Origin of the sequence: Syntrophobacter fumaroxidans MPOB, from assembly GCF_000014965.1 — a bacterium.
In the GTDB taxonomy this organism is placed as follows: domain Bacteria; phylum Desulfobacterota; class Syntrophobacteria; order Syntrophobacterales; family Syntrophobacteraceae; genus Syntrophobacter; species Syntrophobacter fumaroxidans.
This window is the reverse complement of the sequence record NC_008554.1, coordinates 1068429-1089531: the sequence shown is the minus strand read 5'-3', so window position 1 is coordinate 1089531 and position 21103 is coordinate 1068429. Positions and strand designations below refer to the sequence as shown.

Sequence of the window (21103 nt, the reverse complement as noted above, 5' to 3'; positions counted from 1 at the left end):
CTCAGAAGAGCAGGTTCAACCAGAAGACAATGAACAGCGCCAGGAAGGAATAGGCCAGCAAGGCGTAGGTGACCTTCGTGATCAGCGGGCTGTCCCCGTTAAGGCCGGCAAGAGCCTTGACCGACCCGGTCGCCTCTTTCCATCTTTGCGGCTTGCGGCCGCCCAGGACCGGGGAGACCTTTTCCACGACGTCCGGACCGATTTGTTTCCGAGACAGGGCATAGCCCCCACAGATGGCCATGTAGGCAAGCGCGTTGACGTTCAGGGGAATGCCCCGGCTGTGCCTGCAGATCAGATCGACGGCATCGGGGGCGAAAATACCGGTTCCGCTGCCCCCGGCCGTTTTCAGCCGGTGCTCGACATATTCCCGGATTTCGCTTTCGGTCAGTGGCTCGAGCCGGCAACGAAGCGAAACCCTTTGAATGACCTGTCTCAATTCCCGGGACCGGAGCTTTTCCTCGAATTCCGGTCTCCCCGCAAAAATCAGCTGCACGGCTCCCGGCCCCGGTCTCCTGGGGTCGGGGTTGCAGAGCACGCGCAATTCCTCCAGCACTTCCCCGCTCATTTCGTGGGCTTCGTCCACGGCCATGAGCAGGATTTCATCCCCGGACGACCCACGGTAGAGGTATTCGTGCAACCGGGAGAGCATCGAGCTCTTGTCCGGCTCCCCCGGGGGAAGGCCGAGACCCCGAAGGACCTCCTTCAGCAGTTCTTCGAAAGTCTCCGGCGGCCTGCTTATGAGGACGGCCTTCACGCGGGGATCGAGCGCCTGCAGCACCTGCCGGAGAAGAATGGTTTTTCCGGTTCCCGTTTCGCCCGTGACGAGGAGAATGCCTTTCCGCTCCTCGATTCCGGTTATTATCGACGACAGGACTTCCTGATGACTGTGGCTTCGGTACCAGAAATCAGGGTCAGGGTTTATGGCGAAAGGTTCCCGGGAGAGGCCATAAAACTGTGTGTGCATCGTCCCTCCAATGCCGGGCATACAGGCGGAGATTCCATTGGAGCCAGGTGCATCCGGCTTTGCGCGTCCATTGGGGGTTCGCGGGCGCGAGCGGGCACTCCGCCTTGAAAAAGACTCCGCGGCGACCGCGCGCTCACGGAATCATGAAATGCCACAATGGCTTGTGCGGACCGTTGTCCGGATCAGGGCATCAACTCATGCGGTGTGCATCCGACCTGAATAATGCTTCAAGATGACCGCCAAGGAATCCCGAGGATCGTTTCGATGTTGGATTCTGCCCGGGAAACTTCCCGGGGCACGCTGAAATTTTCCATAAAATCATTAAATATTCTGATGAAAAAAGCAAGAGGAACCTCAACGGCACGGATTTTGTTTTTGAAGGACGGCTCTTCGTGATGGGGGTTGAGGGCGTGTTCATCCTGCCCGGCGATAATGAATGACGCGCGGACGGGCCGGATACTCCAGGCGCGTCCCGGGGGAAACCGGAAGTGCCCGCGCAGGGGAACGGCCGGGGGGGCGATCGCCCGGGCCTGTTCAGCATGCCGGTGGTGTGCGGAACGTTTCGCTCCGGATTGCCGTCAATCAGCCATCGCGGGTTCGGGCACGCGCACAAAAATCGTGCATTCGGGACAGCAAGCGGAACTTGACATCGGTGAGGTGCGTGATTATCAAATGATTAAAGGAGTCGCCACCAGTGAAGCCAAGAGGCCCTTCCGGAGACCGGAGGGTGGTGGAGAGGCTCCTTGCGCGTTTATGCTGTTTGGGAAGGGTGCCTGCATTTGGAGGACTGTCAGGGAAAGGGCCCGCTCCACCTCGAAGGTGAAAAATCTCTCGGTAAGAAACCCTTGGACAGGAGTTTAAGGAATCCCGCTCTGTGAAACCAAATTGCTGTATAATTACAGGCAGATAGCTCCGGAAAATTGTTAGACCCTAGCGATTGAACTTTTTCTTGACAATTTGCCAATGAATTACGTAGGCTTGCGGATGAGTGTCGTTGCAACCTTCCAAATTTGCTGCTTTTCTCAAGAATACCCAGTTGGGTCTTACAGCCCTCAGCGCAATAATATTCCGTTTTTATTGACTTATTAAGTTTTTCTGGCTCAGATTCCTTAAATTCCTGTTGGAGGACCTTCGGAATTCCAATCTTGATCCGCAGCCGCTCGAAGACTGAGCACGGAACGGACTGCTAGGTTGTCCCATTCTTCAATTGGGAATGCGAACGACATGCGGTTTTGGTTGCGATAGTCTGCTGCCGAAGCCTTGAGATGAGGATGTCGTTTAGGAGCTTTCGATCGTAAGGAACCATGTTTTGGAAAACAAGTTTTCGTTTTAAATCGTCGCTCGTGTGGCAGAGCGCGAGTTTGCCGAATGCCTCGTCGATAAACGAGACAGAAGCAACTAACAAATTCCCGAAATCAAGGTAAAACCGATCGGTATCATCCCAATTCCGGGTCAAAAGTCGATTGATGACTTGGCCGTCTTCCCGCGTGACAGTTTTTTTCCCACATACCTCTTGGATATCGATTTTCATAATAAACCTCAAAAAATCTCATCCTCGCTGTTGATGAGAAAATAAACGCTCTCCCGATCGACATTTATTTCCAAGTTAATTATCGTTCCACTAAATGGAAGATGCATCGTCTGTTTTCTTAGTTTGGTCTTTAGCCCACCGTAATTCCAGACCGCCTTTCCATCTCCTGTCAGGATCGACATCTTCCCCGCGTTGACCTCAATAAACCTTCGTATATGCGAAAGTCCATATCCACCTTCTTGCCCGGATCGGGTCGTGATACCTTCTCTAACAGCAAGCTTGATCGCCTCATAGGAATTCTTCAGGTTACTGTATTTTTCTTTCAATCTTGTGAAGAGACCTACTCCAAAATCAGCAACACACAACCTTATGATCTCTTCTTTTTCGTAAGCCTGAGCACAGACATAACAACCCTTTGCTGATCCACTATGATCGAAAACATTAGTCATTATCTCATTTAATGCAAGCTTGAGAGATCCCTGTAAGCCATCGGACATCGTTATTGCATAGCTAAAAACATCAACTATCTGGTCTGTAAGTAGATAGTCGATAGAATCGAGTCTCCTCAATTGAACATGTGAACTTTCTATTTTATGCTCTACATCAGCAAGTTGAAAAAATTTGTTAAATCCTATTCCGGATAGGAATTGCCTGGTTCTCCGATTTGACGGCCTTCGGTATCGAACTTTTTTTTCTTGACTAAGGCACTCTGCAATCGTTCCTGCCAATAGTACTATCCCGAACGGGGTCATGAATCTCGTGTTTGTGAGGTCAAATATCACCTCTTTCTCATTACAGTCCCTCGCCTGTTGACTGTAACTGAGGAGTCGATTTGAGTGCGCCACATTTTGACTAAGAGGATATCTTAAAACCAAGACTTTTCCCGCCAAAATCAACCACCGAATACCGAATCGCCACCGCCGCGATTCTCTATTTTAGAATAATGCTTCACAAAAACCTAGGTCTTTACAAAAAGGGAACACAGAGATGTGCCATAATTTGCATTCGTGCATACTATGTGCACACCACGAGCCGTCTAGGCCGCCCGTTTTGTATGTGGTCTGTAAGTTGGCGGAAGCGCATGGGAATCGAACCCACCCGGGACAGCCTTCACTACCCCGCACCGGATTTGAAGTCCGGGAGCCCCACCAGTGAGCTTGGCGCTTCCGTGCGCAATGTAAACAATGACCGTCCTTTTGACAAGGCATTTTTGGACAGGCATTCTTGAACCGGACGGGAGATTGGCGGAGAGCGTTCGCGCTCGGCGCTGCCGCCATGGAGCAGGCGGAGCGTCCCGGGCCGGCATCGGCGGTACCGCGGGAGCGCCCCGGCGCCTCAAGCTTTTACCAGGTCATAAGCTCTGCCGCCCAGGCCCACCGATTCGGCATAATCCAGTTGATGTTGCCAGTCGATATGGGGATACACGGCCCTCACCTTGTCTTCGCGGGCGAACGGGTTGCCCGCGATGCACGAGGAATCCAGGGGCGGCTGCGCATTCACGAGGTCCATGGACGCCTGGTCGATGGCCACCGGATCGCGGGAAGCCAGGATTCCGATGTCCGCCACGATGGGGGCATCGGCATAGGAATGGCAGTCGCAGGCCGGTGAAATCTGGGTGAGAAAATTGATGAACAGGGAATGTTTCTCCTTTCCCTTGAGGGCCCCGGCGGTGTATTCCACCATCCTCTCCATGAACCTGGGCAGATCCGTTTTCCAATCGACTTCGAGCGCGTGCTGAGGACATGCATGGATGCATGCGGCGCAACCGACGCATCTGCGCGGATCGATCCGCGCCATCTGAGTGATCTTTGGTTCGGGACGGGGCGCATCCTCGGGCCGGTCCACCAGCTCGATCGCCTCGTGGGCGCACTGGTCCCGGCACACGCCGCAGCCGATGCAATTCTTGAGAATCAGCTGCGGAGACACCTCGGAATGCTGAGCCATTTTACCCCGGCGCGACGCCGAGCCCATGCCGACGTTCTTGATCGCTCCACCGAAGCCCGTCGCTTCGTGCAGCTTGAAGTGAGCCAGGGAAATGATGGAATCGGCCCTTGCAATGGCGGTTCCCACGAACGCTTCCTTGCAGTGTTTGAAGTTCAGCGGCACGGTCACGTCATCCTTCCCGTCGATTCCATCGGCCACGATGAGAGGAGCCCCGACCACCGCGTAGGCGAACCCATTGAGAACGGCGGTGGTGAGATGATCCACCGCATTCCCCCGCGTCCCGACATAGAGCGTGTTGGCATCCGTAAGAAACGGCTTTCCTCCGGCCCGGACGATGGAGTCGATGACCGGGCGCACCAGCAGCGGGCGGATGAAAGCCGTATTGCCGCGTTCTCCGAAGTGGATTTTCACGGCCGTCAGGCCTCTCTTCCTGACCACTTTCTGAATGCCCGCCGACTCGGCCAGGTTCCGGATTTTGTCCAAGAGGCTCTGGTCGTTGCCGGCCCTGAGATCGGTGTAGTAGACCCGACTTGCCATGCTTCACCCAATCCTTTCCAGGTTCGAGGTTCGTGGTTTTTGCGATCGTCGGGCGACAGCCGCTCGGCGTTCGCGGCTCATTATCGGGCGCAACGGATGTGCCGTCAAATCACTGAAAAGGCGCCCGTCGTTCAGGAAAGAAGGACGGCAAGGATCCCCGTGAGGAATATGCCGTCGAAGGTCCCGGCGCCCCCGATGGAGGCCATTGGGGTGCGCAGTTGCCTAATCTTGCCGAGATGCAGAATGTCGGCCCCGATGAGAGTGCCCAGCGTGCCGGCCATGTATGCCGTGGGTGCCGCCCATTCGTAGTTGAAAATCATGCCCGCCAGCGCCGCGGCGATTGGCGGAATGAACATGGGCGTGGCGATTCCCACCCCCGGGACGGGCCGGGCAAGCTTGTAGACGACGAAAGTGACGGCCGCCAGGGCGAGCAGCATGCGGATCGGGTTCGCGGCGTGGGTGAACAGGTACAGGGACAGCAGGGATGGGATGATCGCGCCTCCCACGTTGACGGCCAGGATCATTTCGCGGCTTCGCTGCAGGGGCGGCGGCCGGAACCGGATGCCGAAAAAGGAAATCTCGTGCCGGTCTTCATACTCCGTGTCGAGCCTTATTCGGCGGATGGGGATGTTGACGAGGCTCCCCACAATGCACAGGAGAAGAAGAGAAAAAAGGTATTCGGGCGCGATTCCCAGGCGGCTTAAGGCCATGGTGAACAATCCCAGTTGAAACAGGGCGAACATGGCCAGCAGGATGAACAGGAACACAAAAAGAAAAAACGGCAGAAAAGGGGGGTAGAGCATGCTTCTTCCTTCCTAACGCGCGTTCGACTCTGCCGGACATGGAAATCCGCGGCGCGCGAACCCGGGAACCAGCCGCACTCTCCCGGGATTCAATCGGAAAAAATAGAGTGAACGGCTTCCAGGAGACCGGGAAAGCGATCGAACGATCCGTCGGCGCCCTCAAACGGCGCAAGCTCCGTGCCGTCGGCGGAGCGGTCGAGCAGGACGCCCCGGCAACCCGCGTTCTCAGCGGCGAGAAGATCCGATGTCCTGTCCCCGATCATGTACGTCGTCTCAGGAGTAATCGGATAGGTGTTGCAGGCTGCTAAAATCATTCCCGGGGCAGGCTTGCGGCACGAACAGCCTTCATCGGGGCGGTGGGGACAATAATAGGCCGCGAGCAGGTCGCCTCCGGCCTCGCGGATGCCGCGGACCATCGATTCATGAATGGCCCAGAAATCATCCCAGGCGATGATTCCGCGGTTGAGCCCGGACTGGTTGCTGATCACGATCACTCCGACGCGGCGTGCCTTTAGCCAAGCGAGAGCTTCCAGGGCTTCGGCGTAGAATCCGTAATCATCCACGGTCTTGATGTAGGCATCGTCGTCGACGTTGATCACCCCGTCGCGGTCCACGAAGAGGTATCGATCGCCCCCGGAGGGCGGTGAATTGATCCAGGTCAGCACGGTCCGGTCTTTCTCCGATCTGCGGTTTGAGGGCAAAAAAGCCAACGCGCGGCACGATCATCATAATAGTTTACCGGTGATCTTGACAATAGGGTTTACTCCTGAGATGTATAGGGGGAACCGGGATGCCGGAAGAAGGAGACGATTCGATTCTTGCAGGAACCAACGGGACATCGCAGGCCAATGAAACCGTCCGACGGGCTTGAGGCGCTTCAGAACCTTCTCGGCTACCGTTTCGGCGATGAAGGACTCCTTCACCGGGCCCTGGTGCACCGGTCCTACCTGCACGAGAATCCACACCTGGACGAGAAGGATAACGAAACCCTCGAGTTTTTGGGGGATGCGGTGCTGGGGCTTGCGATCAGCCACTTCCTGTTGGAACAGTTTCCGGACTACAACGAAGGGGAGCTCTCCCGTCTCCGGTCCGCCATCGTCAACGAACGGGAGTTGACCCGGATCGCCGTCGAGCTCAATCTCGGAGAATACCTGTTGCTGGGAAAGGGCGAGGAGATGACCGGCGGACGCCGGAAAGCCTCCTTGCTGGCCGACAGCCTGGAAGCTCTGCTCGCGTCCATCTACCTCGATGGCGGCCTGGACGCGGTTCTCGGCGTGATCAAGAAGCTCTTCGACGTGTATCTTCGGTTCGAAAAGCGGGAACATGTTCTCAAGGCGCTGGACAAGGACTACAAAACCCAACTGCAGGAACTGACCCAGGCCCGGTACAAGCTCACTCCGGTGTATGTTCTGGACCGTGAGGAGGGGCCGGACCACGACAAGACCTTTCACATGAACGTGGTCCTCGAAGGGCAGGTGTTGGCCGGCGGATCGGGCAAAAGCAAGAAAGACGCCCAGCAGGCCGCCGCCGAGAAGGCACTGCAAATCATTGCCGCGGATTCATGGTCCCTTGACTGAAAAGAAACCCGAAGAACGCATCTACCCCGTTTTTCTGCCTCATGCGGGATGCCCGTTCCGCTGCGTCTACTGCAACCAGAACGCGGTGACGGCGCCGTGCGGGCCGTCGGAATCGGGGACGGCACAGGACATCCTGCGGATTTTCCGGCTGGGGCTGGACCGCCTGACTGCTGATGCGCGCCGGTGTGGAATAGCGGGCGAAATCTCCTTCTACGGAGGAACGTTCACGTCGCTGCCCATAGCCGTATTGCGGCAGATTCTCGACACCGTCAATGTTCCCATAAAGGAAGGGTTATTCACGGGCATCAGATTTTCAACCCGCCCGGATGCTCTGACTGAGCCCTGCCTGGAGCTTCTTTCGGACTATCCGGTGAGGACGGTCGAGCTCGGGGTGCAGAGTCTTTCGGAAACGGTGTTGGAGAGGAGCCGCCGCGGCTACGGGGTGAGAACGGTGGAACGCGCATGCGCGGCAGTGCGCGCGCGCGGGTGGAGACTCGGCCTTCAGTTGATGCCGGGACTGCCGGGAGACACATGCGAGGTGTTCCTGGAATCGCTCCGTCGGACCATCGGGCTCGGACCGGAATTCGTCAGGCTGTATCCGACCCTTGTGCTGAAGGATACCACCCTGGCGGACTGGTATCGCGCGGGATCGTATCGGCCTCTGTCCCTCGAAGAGGCGGTTCGGTGGTGCGCGCGAGCCTACGCGGCCCTGCGGGAGGCGCATGTTCCCACGGCGCGGATGGGACTGCAAGCGGACCCGGAACTGGAGAAGCCGGGAGTGGTCCTGGCAGGTCCGTATCACCCCGCCTTCGGATACCTGGTCAAGTCCAGGTACCGGCGAGACCGGATCCTGGAACTGGTGCGGTTCGAACCCGAGGGCGTCAGGACCGCGAGACTGACTGCCGTCGTCCACGACCGGGTCCGATCCGAAGTGCTGGGCCCGTCTCGTGAAAACGTCGAATTCATCGAGGCGGAGCTCGGCCTGGAACGCTTCAACGTGAGGGCGGAGAAGGACCGGGACGAAGAGCGCATCGATCTGTTATGGGATTAGGATGCGGCCGGGCTTGCACAATGCGCGCCGTTCCGGCGCGGTGTGAGCGGGCAGTGACGCTTGCCCGCTCATCCTGTTCCAGTGGTATGATGCGATCACATGGGGAAACAGAACCAGGCGGCTTCGGATCACGTAGCCGCGGGGCCGTTTTTCATCGATCGAGGGGAACCCTGAGGGAATGACGATTTGTGTGAAAATATTTCGGCCCGAGAGATTTTCGTGCTTCGTTGCGAGGCCAAGGTTTGTGGAAATATGTGAAAAGTGTAGGTTTGACCCCGGAAAGGAATCCCGCAAATGACGCAAGAAACCCCGGCCGTATTCAAATCGGGCTACGTGGCCCTCATCGGGGCCCCGAACGTGGGCAAGTCCACCCTGCTGAACCGCTTCCTGCGGGAGAAGATTTCAATCACCGCTCCCAAGCCCCAGACAACGCGCAACCGAATCCTCGGGATTCTGACGGAACCGGGCTTCCAGATCGTCTTTATGGATACCCCGGGCATACACCGGGCCAAGGACAGGTTCAACCGGGTCCTGGTGGACACGGCGCTGGCCACGCTGGGGGAAGCGGATGCCGTATGTTTCCTCATCGAGATTCCGGAGCCGGACCCTGAAATCAACGACTACATTCTGGAAAATCTTGGACGGATCGACACGCCCGTAATCCTCGTTATCAACAAAATCGATGCCCTCGCCGACAAGAGCCGCCTCCTGCCGCTCATCGAAAAATACCGGGGACGTCATTCTTTTCACGCGGTTGTTCCGGTGTCGGCTTTGCAGGGAGAGGGCACCGACGAGCTCATGACGGAACTGGTCGCGCTCCTGCAGGAGGGGCCTCAATACTATCCCGAAGACCACCTCACGGACCAGCACGAACGGTTTCTTGTCGCCGAGCTGATCCGGGAGAAGGTTTTCCGCCTCGCGCACCAGGAGGTTCCCTACGCGGTTGCAGTGTCCGTGGAAAGATTTGCAGAGATTCCGGAGAAGAACCGAATAGACATCGAAGCCGTCGTTCACGTGGAACGCGAATCCCAGAAGGCCATCGTTATCGGAAAGAAGGGGCAGATGCTGAAGGAAATCGGTCGTCAGGCCCGTGAGGATATCGAGAAACTACTGGGCTGCCACGTCTACCTGGGCATTTTTGTGCGCGTCACGAAGAACTGGCGCAAGGATCCGCGCACACTCGCCGAATTCGGATACCATTCTCCCGACCGGCAGTGAGCCCAAAGGGCGTGACGAACGCCCGCGCGGCGGGAGTTCATTCGTGTCGGGTAAGGCCGGATCGCGGGGGCTGCCGCCGCCATGGTTTCCGCCTTCACCGGTCAAGGGAGGTTCACCATGTGCCAATTGCGAAAGGGGAAGAGCGGGGGGCTCGCGCTCACGATGGCCGTCCTCCTCTTCTTCACCTGCTGCGTGCTGTCCCACGCCGCCGAAGGGGACGACCTGGCGGCCGATATCAGGAAGCTCGTTTCTCAAGGGCCGGATTCAGACTCCCGGGAATTGAGCGGCACGATCGAGAACAGGCTCCGCTCGAATCCCTCCCTTGCCGTAAAGCTGCTGGTGCCGCGCCTCAAGGACAGAGAAGCAAGCGAACAGGAGCTTGCGGTCACTGTTTGGGCGGTTGGCCTCGCACGTGATCCCGAAACGGTCGACGTTCTGATGGAACTGGCCGCTCTGACGAGGTCCGAGCTGGTGATGCGAAACTGCTATCACGCCCTCGCCGCCATCGGCGGCGAGAGGCCCGGTCAGTTTCTCCTGGCGGCCTACGACAAGACCCCCCGACAGGACATACGCGCCGACCTGATCGATCTGCTGTGCCAGATGGGTTACGAGGCCGCGCTGCCCAGAACCGAAGGCATTCTGAAAAAGGATTTCGACGAATACTACTATGAGTCCGTCTTCGCGTTCGGGAAGATGGGCGACAAGGCGACGCCCTTCCTGCTGGGAAAGATCGAGGACCCGGATCGAAACGTCAGGATGCACAGCATTCATGTGCTGGGGCTGTGGCTGATGCCGCTGGAGGCGGCGCAGCCGCTCCGGGACCATTATTGGAAAGAACCCGATCCCGAATTGCGCAGCCTCGTCTTGAGCTCCCTGGAGAGAGTCTCGCCCGACCTGAGAACCCTCCTGGCATTCTTCGAGGAAGTCGTCCGGAAGGAGAAGGACCCGGCGCCCCTGAAGTTCGCTCGGGAGACGATCGACGGTCTGGAACGCATGAAAAAGGCCCTGGATGTCTTTGCGGCGGCAAAACGCACCGCCCCGGGCGACTTCGCCGCTCAATACGACCGGTTGTACATGTCCGCGGGGAAAACCGGAGACTACGGGGTGCTGTCCGCAACCAGTTCGCTCGACGATGAGCCCAAACTGAAAAAACTCCGCGAGCGGATTTTGCAGCGCAATTCCGACGAATCGTTCGAAGACTATCAGAAAGTGAACCGGATCATTCTCATGAATCGCCTGTTGAAAAGCGGGGGGCAATAGCCCTCCATCGGCTGCGCGGCCCGCAGGATTGAGCGTGTTTTCCCGGGTTGGTCCCGCTGTGCAGGGATTGCGAGAGGGGTGAAAGGACCGGCTTACGACGGGTGAATGACCACGCGTCGGTAGGGTTCCCGGCCTTTGCTTTCCGTCCTCAGGCCGTGCTGGTCCGCAAGCAGGTGCTGGAGACGGCGGATGCCGCTGTTGCGCGGCGCAAGCTCCACCGCTTTCTGTTCGTCGAGCACCTTGATCATGGCCACTTCGGCCTCCTGCAGGGCGATTTCCTCGACGGGCCCGGTCTCCTGAAGCGAAAAAATCGAACGCAGGAAATTTTCGATCTGGGTGGCGGTATTGCTCCTGATCAGATGAAAGGGCACGCCCCTGGCTTCGATCTCGCGAAGGCGCTTGGACTGGCGCTTCTCCTGCGATTTCAGAATCAGGATCACATCGGCTTTTTCGGCGTCCGCCGAGACGACCACGGGGACTCCGAGGTTCCGGATGGCTCGCTCCAGCCTGACACGACCGACCCCGTAAGGAAAAACCCGCAGGTTTTTGCGCTTCCCGCGCCTGTGGGCGGCCCAGGAGCCGCGAGCCGGCCCGGCCGCTTCAACGGCAGGCGCGGCTTCGTCCCGGTCCTGGGGCTTGTGGACCTCCACGCTGCCGTCGCCGGTCCGGATCCTGACCTCCGGGCTGAATGGAAAACCCCGCAGAGAATAATCGATCACCGAAGCCACGTCGTGGTGGACGGCCAGCCGGTCCTTTTCCTGTATTTCGATGACGACGTTGAAAGTCGGCGGAAGCTTGCGTTCCAGGACGGTTTTCTGGGTTCCCCGGCGTCGCGCCTCTTCATCGGAGAGCGTGACGCTCTGGAGTCCTCCGACGAGATCCGAGAGGGAAGGGTTCTGCAGAAGATTCTCGAGGGTGTTCCCGTGCACCGTGGCGATCAGCTGCACGCCGCGCTCGGCGATCGTTCTGGCGGCGAGCGCCTCCGCCTCGGTCCCGATTTCATCGATGACGATGACTTCGGGCATGTGGTTTTCCACGGCCTCGATCATCACCCCATGCTGATTGCCGGGAGTCGGGACCTGCATGCGCCGCGCCCGGCCGATGCCGGGGTGCGGAATGTCGCCGTCGCCGCCGATTTCGTTGGACGTGTCCACGATGATCACGCGCTTGCCGAAATCGTCGGCCAGAACCCGGGCGGCCTCACGCAAAAGGGTGGTCTTGCCGACCCCGGGCCTGCCCAGGAGAAGCAGCGAATGACCGCTCTCCACCACGTCTCTCACGATGTCCACCGTTCCGAATACGGCGCGACCGACCCTGCAGGTCAACCCGATCACGGACCCGCTTCGGTTGCGAAAGGCGGAAATACGGTGCAGGGTCCGCTCGATGCCCGCGCGGTTGTCGTCGCCGAATCGGGCCACCCTTGACACAACGTAGTTGAGCTCTTCCAGGGAAACCGGATGTTCCGAGAGTTCCTCGATGCTTCCCGGGTATCGCGCTTCCGGAATTCGACCGAGATCCAGGACGATTTCGAGCAGGGAATGATATTGAGGATTCTCTTCGATCTTCGCTCGAATGTTTCGCGGCATGACCGCCAGCAGCAGATCGAGGTCATCGGCCAGGGTAACCCGGGCTGCGGGCATGTTCTTCCGTCCTTTCGCGGCGGGCGCGCAGGAGTTGGCCGCGAGGGGGCCGCCGCTTGAGGGAAAAGGCAATTCGGTGACATTGTTCCATAACGATCCCATCCGAAATGTCAATCGGATACCCGGCCTCCTGGGCTTTAGGCAAAAGCGGAGGCGCCGGTCAGGAGGCGGCGGTTCCCATGAGCGAGCGCAACTGCGATTCGACTTCCTTCATCAGGGTTTCGACCCCGGCCGCCTGGCGGGATGCGGCGTCAATCGGCGACCCGACATGGACCTCCACCTGTCTGCCGAGCGAGAATGTACAGCTCCTGGCCGGCAGAACCTCACGGGCGCCCCTGATCCCGACGGGAACGATGATCGCCTTGGATCGCAGGGCAAGCATGAAGCCGCCCTTCTTGAAAGGGCCGAGATCGCCCGTGCGGGACCGGGTTCCTTCCGGAGCGATCCAGAGGATGATCCCGCTTTCCATCTTCTTGCGCGCTTGCGCCAGATCCTTTATCGCCCGGCGTCGGTTGTCGCGGTGGATGGGTATGAACTCGCCCGTTTCCAGGCCTTTCCCCCAGATCGGAACCTTGAAAAGATCCTTTTTGGTCAGCATGCGGATGCTGCCCGGCAGGGTCACGAACATGATGGGAATGTCATAAAGGCTGCTGTGATTGGTCATGATGATGACGGGTCTTCCGCCCCGGAAGACCTCTTCATCGAGATTGAACGTCCGGCAGTTCATGCCGACGTAGCGCAGCAGTTTCCGCGACCACCACCGCAGCAGGGAATCGCAGTGCCGTCGGGTGTAGAGTCCCCGGTGAAGCCGGTAGATCACGATGATGGAAATCCACAGGGTGATGGCAAACGACTTGGTGATGATGACCAGCGATTTGACGGTTCCCGCCTGCAAGACACCCTCTCCGCTGTCTTCTCTCCGCTCCCGCATCGATGCAGGACCGTGGGCTGCGCGGCGCTCAGCCCACCCTGCCTTTTCTTCCGTTCCCGTGGGGATGTCGGGCCGTGCGCTGTTGCTACCTTTTTCTCCGTTCCCGTGGGGATGTCGGATGAGATCACCTTTTCAACCCGGTCCGCTTCCGCGCATTCCGCTCCCGTGGAGATTTCAGCCTCCGGGATGGATTCTCCTTGCTCGCCCCGGGGGGACCGCCGAGCGGATCGCGAACGGACCGTCGACGGCCTGGCCCGTTGGGCAGGAGGCGGGACGCCGAAAACGGCATCCCGCCGCATTTCAGGCGTCCGGAAATAGCTGGGCGGCCATTTCCCTGAGCTTGTACTTCTGGATCTTCCCGCTCGCCGTCATCGGGTACTGATCCACGAACACGACGTATTTCGGGACCTTGAAGTTGGAAATCCTGCCGCGGCAGAAGTCCTGGATATCCTCGGGAGCCAGGGAGAAGCCCGCCTTCGGAATCACGAAGGCCCCGACCTGTTCCCCATACTTGGCGCTGGGAACGCCGACCACCTGCACATCGAGAATGCCGTCCATCTTGTAGAGAAACTCTTCGATTTCCCTGGGATAGATATTCTCGCCTCCCCGTATGATCATGTCCTTGTAGCGCCCGGTGATGGACACGTAGCCTTCCTCGTCCATGATGCCGAGATCTCCGGAATGGAGCCATCCCTTCTCGTCGATGGTTTGTCGCGTGGCTTCGGGCATCTTGTAATAGCCCTTCATCACGTTGTACCCGCGGCAACACACTTCGCCCTGCAGCCCCGAGGGCACGGGAGTTCGCTTTTCCGGATCCATGATGCTGACCTCGATGGCCGGCATCGCTCGCCCCACCGTCTCCACGCGCTTGCGGATGGCATCGTCGACCCGGGTCTGGGTCAGCACCGGCGAACCCTCCGTCAAGCCGTAGCAGATGGTGATTTCCTTCATGTTCATCTTGTCCATGACCTCTTCCATGACCCGGATCGGACATGGAGACCCGGCCATGATGCCGGTCCGCAGGGTGCTGTAGTCAAACTTGTCGAAGAGCTTGTGCTCGAGGACCGCGATGAACATGGTCGGTACGCCGTACAAGGCCGTGCAGCGCTCCTGCTCGATGGACGACATGACCTGCACGGGGTCGAAAAACTCGTGGATCACCAGGGTACTTGCATGGTTGATGGCGGCAAGCACGCCGAGGACGCACCCGAAGCAGTGAAAAAGCGGCACGGGAAGGCAGACCCGGTCTTTGGGACCCAACAACTGGTTCTTGCCGATCCAGTAGCCGTTGAGGCCGATGTTGAGGTGCGTGAGCATGACCCCTTTGGGAAACCCGGTCGTGCCGGAAGTATACTGCATATTGACCACGTCTTCGGGGTCCAGCATCGCCTGCCGGGCGAGGTAGTCCTCCTGCCTGACGTGACTCCCCAAGTTCAGGACTTCGGGCATGGAGTACATGCCCCGGTGCTTCTCCGGGCCAAGAAAGAACACTCGGCGGAGGTGCGGCAGCTTCTCGGATTTCAGATATCCGCGCTGTTGGGTTTTGAGCTCCGGCACCAGTTCGTAGAGTATCTGGATGTAGTCGGTGTCGCGAAACCCGTCGATGAGGAATATGTTCTCGGTTTCGGACTGTGAGAGCACGTAGGAGACTTCGCTGATCTTGTAGAGGGTGTTCACCGTGAGCAGAATCGCGCCTATTTTGGCGGTCGCGAATTGCATGGCAACCCAGTAGGGCACGTTGGTGGCCCAGACCGCGACTTTCTCCCCCTTTTGCACGCCGAGAGCCATGAGTCCCTTGGCGATGCGGTCCACCAGTTCGCCGAATTCCCTGTAAGTCAAACGAAAGTCACGATCCGTGTATACGACGGCGTCGTTGTCGGGATAAGCGGCAACGGACCGGTCCAGTATCTGTCCCAGGGTCAGTGACTCGAGATATGTTTCATCCATAGTCGCCTCATCCATTCTTATTCTGGGAAATAGAGCACGGCGTAGATTTCCGCCTTCCGGCTGCCGATGGAGCTCACGTAGTGCGGCACGACGGAGTTGTAGTAGATACTGTCTCCGGCTTTGAGCACATGAGTCTCCTGTCCGTAGATGACCTCGACCTCTCCGGACAGCACCACGATGAATTCCTCGCCTTCGTGTGCGGACAGCTTCTTGTCCCGGGCGGATTCCGGCAGGATTTCAATATAGAAGGGTTCCATGTGGCGGTCGCCCTTGCCGCGCCCCAGCGAATGGAACCTCAGAGTGACCGGCTTGTCCTTCCCCTTGAGCATGCTGAGCTCTTCCTTGCGTTCGCCGACTCGAACGATGAGCGGGTCGCCGACCTCCTGGTCGTCGAGGAACGTTCCGAGGCGCAGCCCGAGGGCTCTGGCGATTTTGAGCAGCGGGCCGAGCGAGGGGTAGACATTGTGTTCCTCCACGGCCTCGAGAAACGCCTCGTCCAATCCCGTCCGGGAGGCGAGCTCGGATACGGTCAGGGATTTCTGTTCCCTGTATTTCCTTACCCTTGTTCCAATCTTTTCTGAGTTCAATTCCAGCCCTCCTGTTGTTTGATTGCGTCCGTTCAAACCTCCTCTATAGCTTTCCCGCATGCCTGGAGAAAGCGCAAAATGCGTGCAAGGTTCACTTTTTATCGGAGGAGGCCACCCCAAACCATGATATCTTATGCGCGAACAGGCTCCCCGGGGCCGCGCCAATGCTATAGCAGACAGCATGGGAAGCGACGCGGAAGCGACACTCCGCGGTGTTCGTCCACTGTGCAAACGTTCACCGAAAGCGCTTAGACCATGTGGTCCGAAATCATCAACCGCCGTTTCCTGAACATCGCGCATCGCGGCGCACGATCCGTTGCGCCGGAAAATACCATGGCTGCGGCGAGAAAGGCGCTCGAGCTGGGGGGGAACATGTGGGAGATAGATGTGAACAGGACCGCCGACGGCAAGCTTATCGTCATCCACGATAATACCCTGGAACGCACGTCCGACGCCAGAGAAATTTTCCCGGACCGGCGGCCCTGGTTCGTCCACGCCTTCACCCTGGCGGAGCTTCGCCGGCTGGACTTCGGTTCCTGGTTCTGCGCGGCGGATCCCTTCGGCCGGATCGCCGCCGGGGAGGTTTCAGCCGCGGAGGCGGCCGCCTACCGGGGCGAGCCCGTTCCACTGCTTCGCGAAGCGCTCGAATTCACGCAATGCCATTCCTGGCTGGTCAATATCGAGATCAAGGACTTGAGAGGCACTCCCGGGGATCGTACGATCGTCGAAGAGGTTGTTTCCCTGGTGGAAGAAATGAACATGAACGAACGCGTGCTGATTTCCTCCTTCAACCACGCCTACCTGGACAGGGTCCGGCGTATCGCCCCCCGGACGGCCATCGGCGCGCTGACGAATCGTCCGGTTGCCAACCCGTTGGCGTTGCTCAGAAAATTGGGCGCCGCAACGTTTCATCCCCGCGCTCAATTCCTGCGCGCAAAAGACGTCGAAAAGCTTCGGCGCGAAGGCTGCGGCGTACTGGTCTGGGTGATCAACGACGCCGACACGATGCGCAACCTGATCGCGCGACGAAGGGTTGCCGGAATATTCACCGATTTTCCGCAGGTGCTTGCACAGGTGTTGCGGAATCCCCTGGTTTCGACGGGCGGACGATTCAGGCATTCCCCGCGGCATGAGGGCCCGAACGCATGAAGATCCTCATCCTCACGGCCTTGGCCCGGGAGCACAGCCATTTTCGACACATCACCGGGTCGTGGCGCAGGAGCCGTCGAGGACCGTTCGCCTTCCGGGAACTGAACGGGGACGACAAGACGCTCTTCCTGGTCGATTCCGGAATGGGGGCGAATCCGGTGAGGGAGACCCTCGACTGGGCCGTCGACCACATCGCGCCGGAGCTGTTGCTGAGTGCCGGTTACGGGGGAAGTATCTCGAACGAGTTCCAGGTGGGAGACGTCGTGCTGGGGGCGATGTTTTGCGGGGAACTCACCCCTGAAGGAGGGGAAGAGACCCGTTGCCTGGCCCTTCCCATCGCGGAGAAGCGCGGGCGGCTTCCCGGGCAACGGCCGATCAGGCCGGCGCGCATCGTGACCGTCGCGCGGCCCCGGGCCAAGACGGAGCTTCGTGCCCGGTACGCGGATACCCCGTCGGTCATCGACATGGAGACTCTTTACGCGGCGCGAGCGGCGTACGAAAAAGGGATTCCGTTCCTTTCGCTCCGCGCGGTGAGCGATGGCCCGGAGCATGAAATCGAGTACGACCTGGATGCGATCTCCAACCCGGCAGGAAAGATCCGCATCGGCGGGGTTCTGTCGCTGATCCGTTCGAATCCGCGTGTGATCGGGGCCTTCTACCGGTCGTGGAAAAGGTCCGTAGAGGCGGGGCGCCGACTGGGAGAGTGCCTTGCGGAACTGCTCCTGCTACCCGCCGCCGACCTGAATCGATTCGTCGGGGACTGCCGCCTGGAGGAACGGCTCGACCACACGATACTCGGACGGTGAGGGAAAATCCCGGAAATGCGCGTAGACGGCTCCCGCCGAAAGGTTCTCGATCTTGTAGCGCGTCCAGAAGGCGGCGGTCAGGCCGCTGAAGAAAAGGATGAGACAGCCCACGAGGCCGAGCAGGTGTTCTCCGATCCAGAACGTGACGGCCAGGTTGAACGCAAGGACGGAACAGTAGAGCAAGGGCCCGAAAAGGCGGACGCCCGGGATTGCATTGAGAGGGAAGGGCGCGGCCGACGATTCGAGTGCCGATATGCGATCGAGCCGGCTCAGCGCGGCCATCATGACCAGTCCCACCAGCAGCCAGCCCCCGAAGTTGCTCATGGGTATCCCGAAGTAGAGTCCCTGATGCCGGTAGCCGTAGATTTGTCCGAGGAACCAGCGGTACCCCTGGAGGGCCACCGGATCGATGATGATGTCCAGCAGGACGAAGAGAAAGGCCCCGAGCACCACGGTCTGCCACGAGCGCCTTAAACGGCGGGTCTCGAGGATCAGCACCGTGCCCTTTCCGATATACACGGGACTCAGCAAAAAGATAGCCGTCGAATAGCTGCAATAGGAAAGGAATACGTAGGAGAGCGAGTCCATGAACGGAACGCCGAAGACCCACAATTCCCGGTCGATGGTGGCGGGGATGTAATAGTAATCCCCGTAGGGGAATCCCCAGTGAATGGACGAGAACTCGGAAATCCAGGCGATGCAGTAACCCAGCGGCACGTATGCCAGCGCCTTTTTCCAGCCGAGATGAGCCGACGCCGCCACGAGGTAGGCGGCCAGAAAAACGAAGACATAGGGCCGCAGCACCATGGTGCCGAGGAGGAGACGAAAGAAGTCAGACATCGAGGTTCCACTTGAGCATGCGAAACAGATCCCTGCCCGTCATCTGGCGCACCACGGTGGGTTCGTATCCGCAGTGGACCATACACTGGGCGCACCGTTGGTCCTGCCCTGACGCATAGTAGTCCCAGTCGGTCTTCTTCATCAGTTCGTCAAACGTGGCGTAGTGCGTATCGGTTATGAGGTAGCAGGGCGATTTCCAGCCCTGGCTGTTCCGGGTCGGGTTGCCCCAGGGCGTGCACTGGAGAGAGCGCTGCCCGGACAGGAAGTCCAGGTATATCGGATTGCTGATAAGGGGAAAACGCTTCTGCCACGTTCGAATCCGCCTGAACTTCTCCATGATTTCATTACGGGTCATGAAGACGTCGCGGATCACTTCCTCGTAGCTGAAGCCCGGGGCGGCCAGGATACCGTCCACGCCCGCGGCCGCCAGTTGCTCGAAGAGCCGCTCCAGGTCGTCGACGTCCGTCTCCCGATAGACCGTTGTGTTGGTGCTGACCCTGAATCCCCGGGCTTTTGCGGCGCGGACGCCCGCCAGCGCCTTTTGAAATCCGCCCGGCCTTCCGATGATGGCGTCGTGCACGGTTTCAGTGCCGTCAAAATGCACGTTCCAGGTGAAATGTGAATGGGGCTGGAACATCGGCAGGGACTCTTCGAGGAGCAGAGCGTTCGTACAGAAATAGATGTGCTTCTTCCGCGCGAGCACGGAATCCACAAGCGCCTGGATACGCGAATAGAGCAAGGGTTCCCCGCCGGTGATGGTGACCACCGGACTGGGTGATTCGTCCACGGATCGCAGGCATTCGTCCAGCGTCATTTCCTGGTGCAGCGTGTCGTGGTATTCCCGAATTCGTCCGCAACCCGAACAGGTCAGGTTGCACCGATGGGTGGGTTCGAGCATCAGCACCAGCGGAAACTTCTCCACCCCGCGCAGCTTGTTCCTGAGCAGGTAGCCGGTCATGGAAAGGTAAAGACTCATGGGAAAACGCATTTCACCCTCAATTCATGATTCAGGTCCGCATCAGCGAGCATACCCGTTTTGCCGAAACCAGGCGACGGCGTCGGCGAGCGCAGAATCGACGGGTGTCCGGGGCAATCCCAATTCGCGAACAGCTTTGCTCGCATCGAAAAACATGTATTTTCGAGCCATCCTGACCCCTTCGAGCGGGACCAGAGGCTCCTTGCCGGTGATCCTGGAAACGCCCTGGAGAATATGGGCGAGAAGCAGGATCGGCCGGTGGGGCAGTCGCACTCTCGGGGCTTTGACACCGGAAATCCCCTCCAGTCGCTGAAAAATCTCCGCCAGGGTAAGATTCGTGTTGCCGAGGATGTATTTCTCACCGATCTTGCCGCGATCGAACGCCAGCAGATGCCCGGCGGCCACGTCCGCCACATGGATCAGGTTCAGGCCGGTGTTCAGGTAGGCCGGCATTTTGCCGTTGAGGAAATCGACGATGATCTTGCCGGTCGGCGTCGGTTTGCGGTCGCCCGGCCCGACCGGGGTACTGGGATGGACCATTACGATGGGAAGGCCGCGCGCGAGATAATCCTCGGCCCTGCGTTCAGCCAGGTATTTGGAGCGCTTGTAATGGCCGATCATGTCTTCGATGGAGACGGGCGTCGTTTCCAGGGCGGGAGAACCGTCGGCGTTCAATCCCAGCGCGCCGACGCTGCTAGTGTACACCACCCTGGGCACGCCGTTTTTCAGCGCCGCTTCGAGGACATTGGCCGTGCCCGTTACGTTGTTCTCGTATATTTCCCCGGGATTGCGCGCCCACAGACGATAGTCGGCGGCAACATGAAAAACCGCGTCACAGCCCTCCATGGCCTCGGTCATCGAACCCGGATCGCGCATGTCTCCGACACGCCAGTCGGCGTCGGTCAGTTCCGGCGGCAGAACGGAGCGCTCGCGTCTGAGCGCCCTGACTTTCCAGCCCGCCTCAAGAAGAAGCCGCGCCACGTGACAGCCGATAAACCCCGTGGCCCCGGTGATAAATGCGGTCGGCATTCGCCACTCCCGGCAAACAAACGTTGGGTTCCCGAAAACGTGATACCTCATATACCAAAACGGAGCGGGTTTTAAAACCTTTGAACCAAAAATTCTTGCCTTCACCCGATCCGGCGGGTATCACGAGAATAACCTTGCGCTATGGCGCCTCCGTGCCTAACAGATAACCGGCGGTTGCATACGGGTTTACGGGTTTCGAAAAACATCGCGGCGCAGTGCCTCGCAGCCCCGAGCCGTGCAGCCGGAGAGCTTCCCGGAGAACCCATGGAGGCTCCTCAAACGGACGAACAGGAGAAAAGACTTCCAGCGCGGG

Annotated in this window: 19 protein-coding genes and 1 tRNA gene; 6 read left to right on the top strand and 14 right to left on the bottom strand. The window is 59.0% G+C overall.

Features of this window, described 5'->3' with window-relative positions:
- Nucleotide 1: 1 nt before the first annotated feature.
- The 7 genes from SFUM_RS04580 to SFUM_RS04550 all read right to left on the bottom strand — a co-directional run bounded on the left by SFUM_RS04580 (nucleotide 2) and on the right by SFUM_RS04550 (nucleotide 6444).
- Nucleotides 2-964, bottom strand: a complete 963-nt coding sequence (locus tag SFUM_RS04580; protein ID WP_011697751.1) for an ExeA family protein — start codon at nucleotides 962-964, stop codon at nucleotides 2-4.
- A 1186-nt stretch (nucleotides 965-2150) separates the two neighbouring features.
- On the bottom strand, nucleotides 2151-2495 hold the full coding sequence (locus SFUM_RS04575; protein WP_150109429.1) for an STAS-like domain-containing protein: 345 nt from the start codon (nucleotides 2493-2495) through the stop codon (nucleotides 2151-2153).
- A gap of 8 nt (nucleotides 2496-2503) precedes the next feature.
- Nucleotides 2504-3277 carry an ATP-binding protein gene (locus tag SFUM_RS04570; RefSeq protein ID WP_041439834.1) on the bottom strand — a complete coding sequence of 258 codons (774 nt, stop codon included), beginning with the start codon at nucleotides 3275-3277 and terminating at the stop codon, nucleotides 2504-2506.
- A gap of 287 nt (nucleotides 3278-3564) precedes the next feature.
- A tRNA-Sec gene (locus tag SFUM_RS04565) sits at nucleotides 3565-3663 on the bottom strand.
- Nucleotides 3664-3830: 167 nt separating this feature from the next.
- Nucleotides 3831-4976: a DUF362 domain-containing protein gene (locus SFUM_RS04560; protein ID WP_011697747.1), complete on the bottom strand. Its 1146-nt coding sequence runs from the start codon at nucleotides 4974-4976 to the stop codon at nucleotides 3831-3833.
- Nucleotides 4977-5107: 131 nt separating this feature from the next.
- Complete coding sequence (locus SFUM_RS04555; RefSeq protein WP_011697746.1) at nucleotides 5108-5779, bottom strand: DUF1614 domain-containing protein; 672 nt, start codon at nucleotides 5777-5779, stop codon at nucleotides 5108-5110.
- Nucleotides 5780-5868: 89 nt separating this feature from the next.
- On the bottom strand, nucleotides 5869-6444 hold the full coding sequence (locus SFUM_RS04550) for a D-glycero-alpha-D-manno-heptose-1,7-bisphosphate 7-phosphatase (RefSeq protein WP_011697745.1): 576 nt from the start codon (nucleotides 6442-6444) through the stop codon (nucleotides 5869-5871).
- A 183-nt stretch (nucleotides 6445-6627) separates the two neighbouring features.
- Here SFUM_RS04550 and rnc point away from each other — a divergent pair, with 183 nt between their 5' ends.
- The 4 genes from rnc to SFUM_RS04530 all read left to right on the top strand — a co-directional run bounded on the left by rnc (nucleotide 6628) and on the right by SFUM_RS04530 (nucleotide 10885).
- Nucleotides 6628-7356 (top strand): ribonuclease III, encoded by a 729-nt coding sequence (gene rnc, locus SFUM_RS04545; protein ID WP_011697744.1) that lies wholly within the window; start codon nucleotides 6628-6630, stop codon nucleotides 7354-7356.
- Nucleotides 7349-8407, top strand: coding sequence for an elongator complex protein 3 (locus tag SFUM_RS04540; RefSeq protein ID WP_049766287.1), 1059 nt, complete (start codon nucleotides 7349-7351; stop codon nucleotides 8405-8407). Before rnc ends, SFUM_RS04540 begins: the two co-directional genes overlap by 8 nt.
- Before the next feature lie 294 nt (nucleotides 8408-8701).
- Entirely contained in the window at nucleotides 8702-9625 is a 924-nt protein-coding gene (era, locus tag SFUM_RS04535; RefSeq protein ID WP_011697742.1) for a GTPase Era, read from the top strand.
- 117 nt (nucleotides 9626-9742) lie between these two features.
- Nucleotides 9743-10885, top strand: coding sequence for a HEAT repeat domain-containing protein (locus SFUM_RS04530; protein ID WP_011697741.1), 1143 nt, complete (start codon nucleotides 9743-9745; stop codon nucleotides 10883-10885).
- A 92-nt stretch (nucleotides 10886-10977) separates the two neighbouring features.
- On the opposite strand, the gene SFUM_RS04525 is transcribed toward SFUM_RS04530, so the two are convergent.
- The 4 genes from SFUM_RS04525 to SFUM_RS04510 all read right to left on the bottom strand — a co-directional run bounded on the left by SFUM_RS04525 (nucleotide 10978) and on the right by SFUM_RS04510 (nucleotide 15990).
- Complete coding sequence (locus tag SFUM_RS04525; RefSeq protein ID WP_011697740.1) at nucleotides 10978-12525, bottom strand: R3H domain-containing nucleic acid-binding protein; 1548 nt, start codon at nucleotides 12523-12525, stop codon at nucleotides 10978-10980.
- A gap of 160 nt (nucleotides 12526-12685) precedes the next feature.
- Nucleotides 12686-13420: a lysophospholipid acyltransferase family protein gene (locus tag SFUM_RS04520; protein WP_011697739.1), complete on the bottom strand. Its 735-nt coding sequence runs from the start codon at nucleotides 13418-13420 to the stop codon at nucleotides 12686-12688.
- 336 nt (nucleotides 13421-13756) lie between these two features.
- Nucleotides 13757-15403, bottom strand: coding sequence for an AMP-binding protein (locus SFUM_RS04515; RefSeq protein WP_011697738.1), 1647 nt, complete (start codon nucleotides 15401-15403; stop codon nucleotides 13757-13759).
- Between the two features lie 17 nt (nucleotides 15404-15420).
- On the bottom strand, nucleotides 15421-15990 hold the full coding sequence (locus tag SFUM_RS04510) for a helix-turn-helix domain-containing protein (protein ID WP_041439831.1): 570 nt from the start codon (nucleotides 15988-15990) through the stop codon (nucleotides 15421-15423).
- A 255-nt stretch (nucleotides 15991-16245) separates the two neighbouring features.
- Between SFUM_RS04510 and SFUM_RS21400 the strand changes: the two genes are divergently transcribed.
- Both SFUM_RS21400 and SFUM_RS04500 read left to right on the top strand, forming a co-directional pair.
- The gene (locus SFUM_RS21400; RefSeq protein WP_011697736.1) at nucleotides 16246-17139 is read left to right on the top strand and encodes a glycerophosphodiester phosphodiesterase; all 894 of its coding nucleotides are present in this window, start codon (nucleotides 16246-16248) and stop codon (nucleotides 17137-17139) included.
- Nucleotides 17136-17945: a phosphorylase family protein gene (locus SFUM_RS04500; RefSeq protein WP_011697735.1), complete on the top strand. Its 810-nt coding sequence runs from the start codon at nucleotides 17136-17138 to the stop codon at nucleotides 17943-17945. The genes SFUM_RS21400 and SFUM_RS04500 overlap by 4 nt, the downstream gene beginning before the upstream one ends.
- Here the strand turns inward: SFUM_RS04500 and SFUM_RS04495 are convergent.
- Genes SFUM_RS04495 through hpnA form a run of 3 tightly spaced genes read right to left on the bottom strand, consistent with a single transcriptional unit; the run spans nucleotide 17865 to nucleotide 20790 of the window.
- Complete coding sequence (locus SFUM_RS04495; RefSeq protein WP_011697734.1) at nucleotides 17865-18785, bottom strand: carotenoid biosynthesis protein; 921 nt, start codon at nucleotides 18783-18785, stop codon at nucleotides 17865-17867. The genes SFUM_RS04500 and SFUM_RS04495 overlap by 81 nt on opposite strands.
- Nucleotides 18778-19773, bottom strand: a complete 996-nt coding sequence (gene hpnH / locus SFUM_RS04490; protein WP_011697733.1) for an adenosyl-hopene transferase HpnH — start codon at nucleotides 19771-19773, stop codon at nucleotides 18778-18780. Before hpnH ends, SFUM_RS04495 begins: the two co-directional genes overlap by 8 nt.
- A 30-nt stretch (nucleotides 19774-19803) precedes the next feature.
- A complete protein-coding gene (hpnA, locus tag SFUM_RS04485) occupies nucleotides 19804-20790 on the bottom strand; it encodes a hopanoid-associated sugar epimerase (RefSeq protein ID WP_011697732.1) in 987 nt (328 codons plus the stop codon).
- Nucleotides 20791-21103 lie beyond the last annotated feature (313 nt).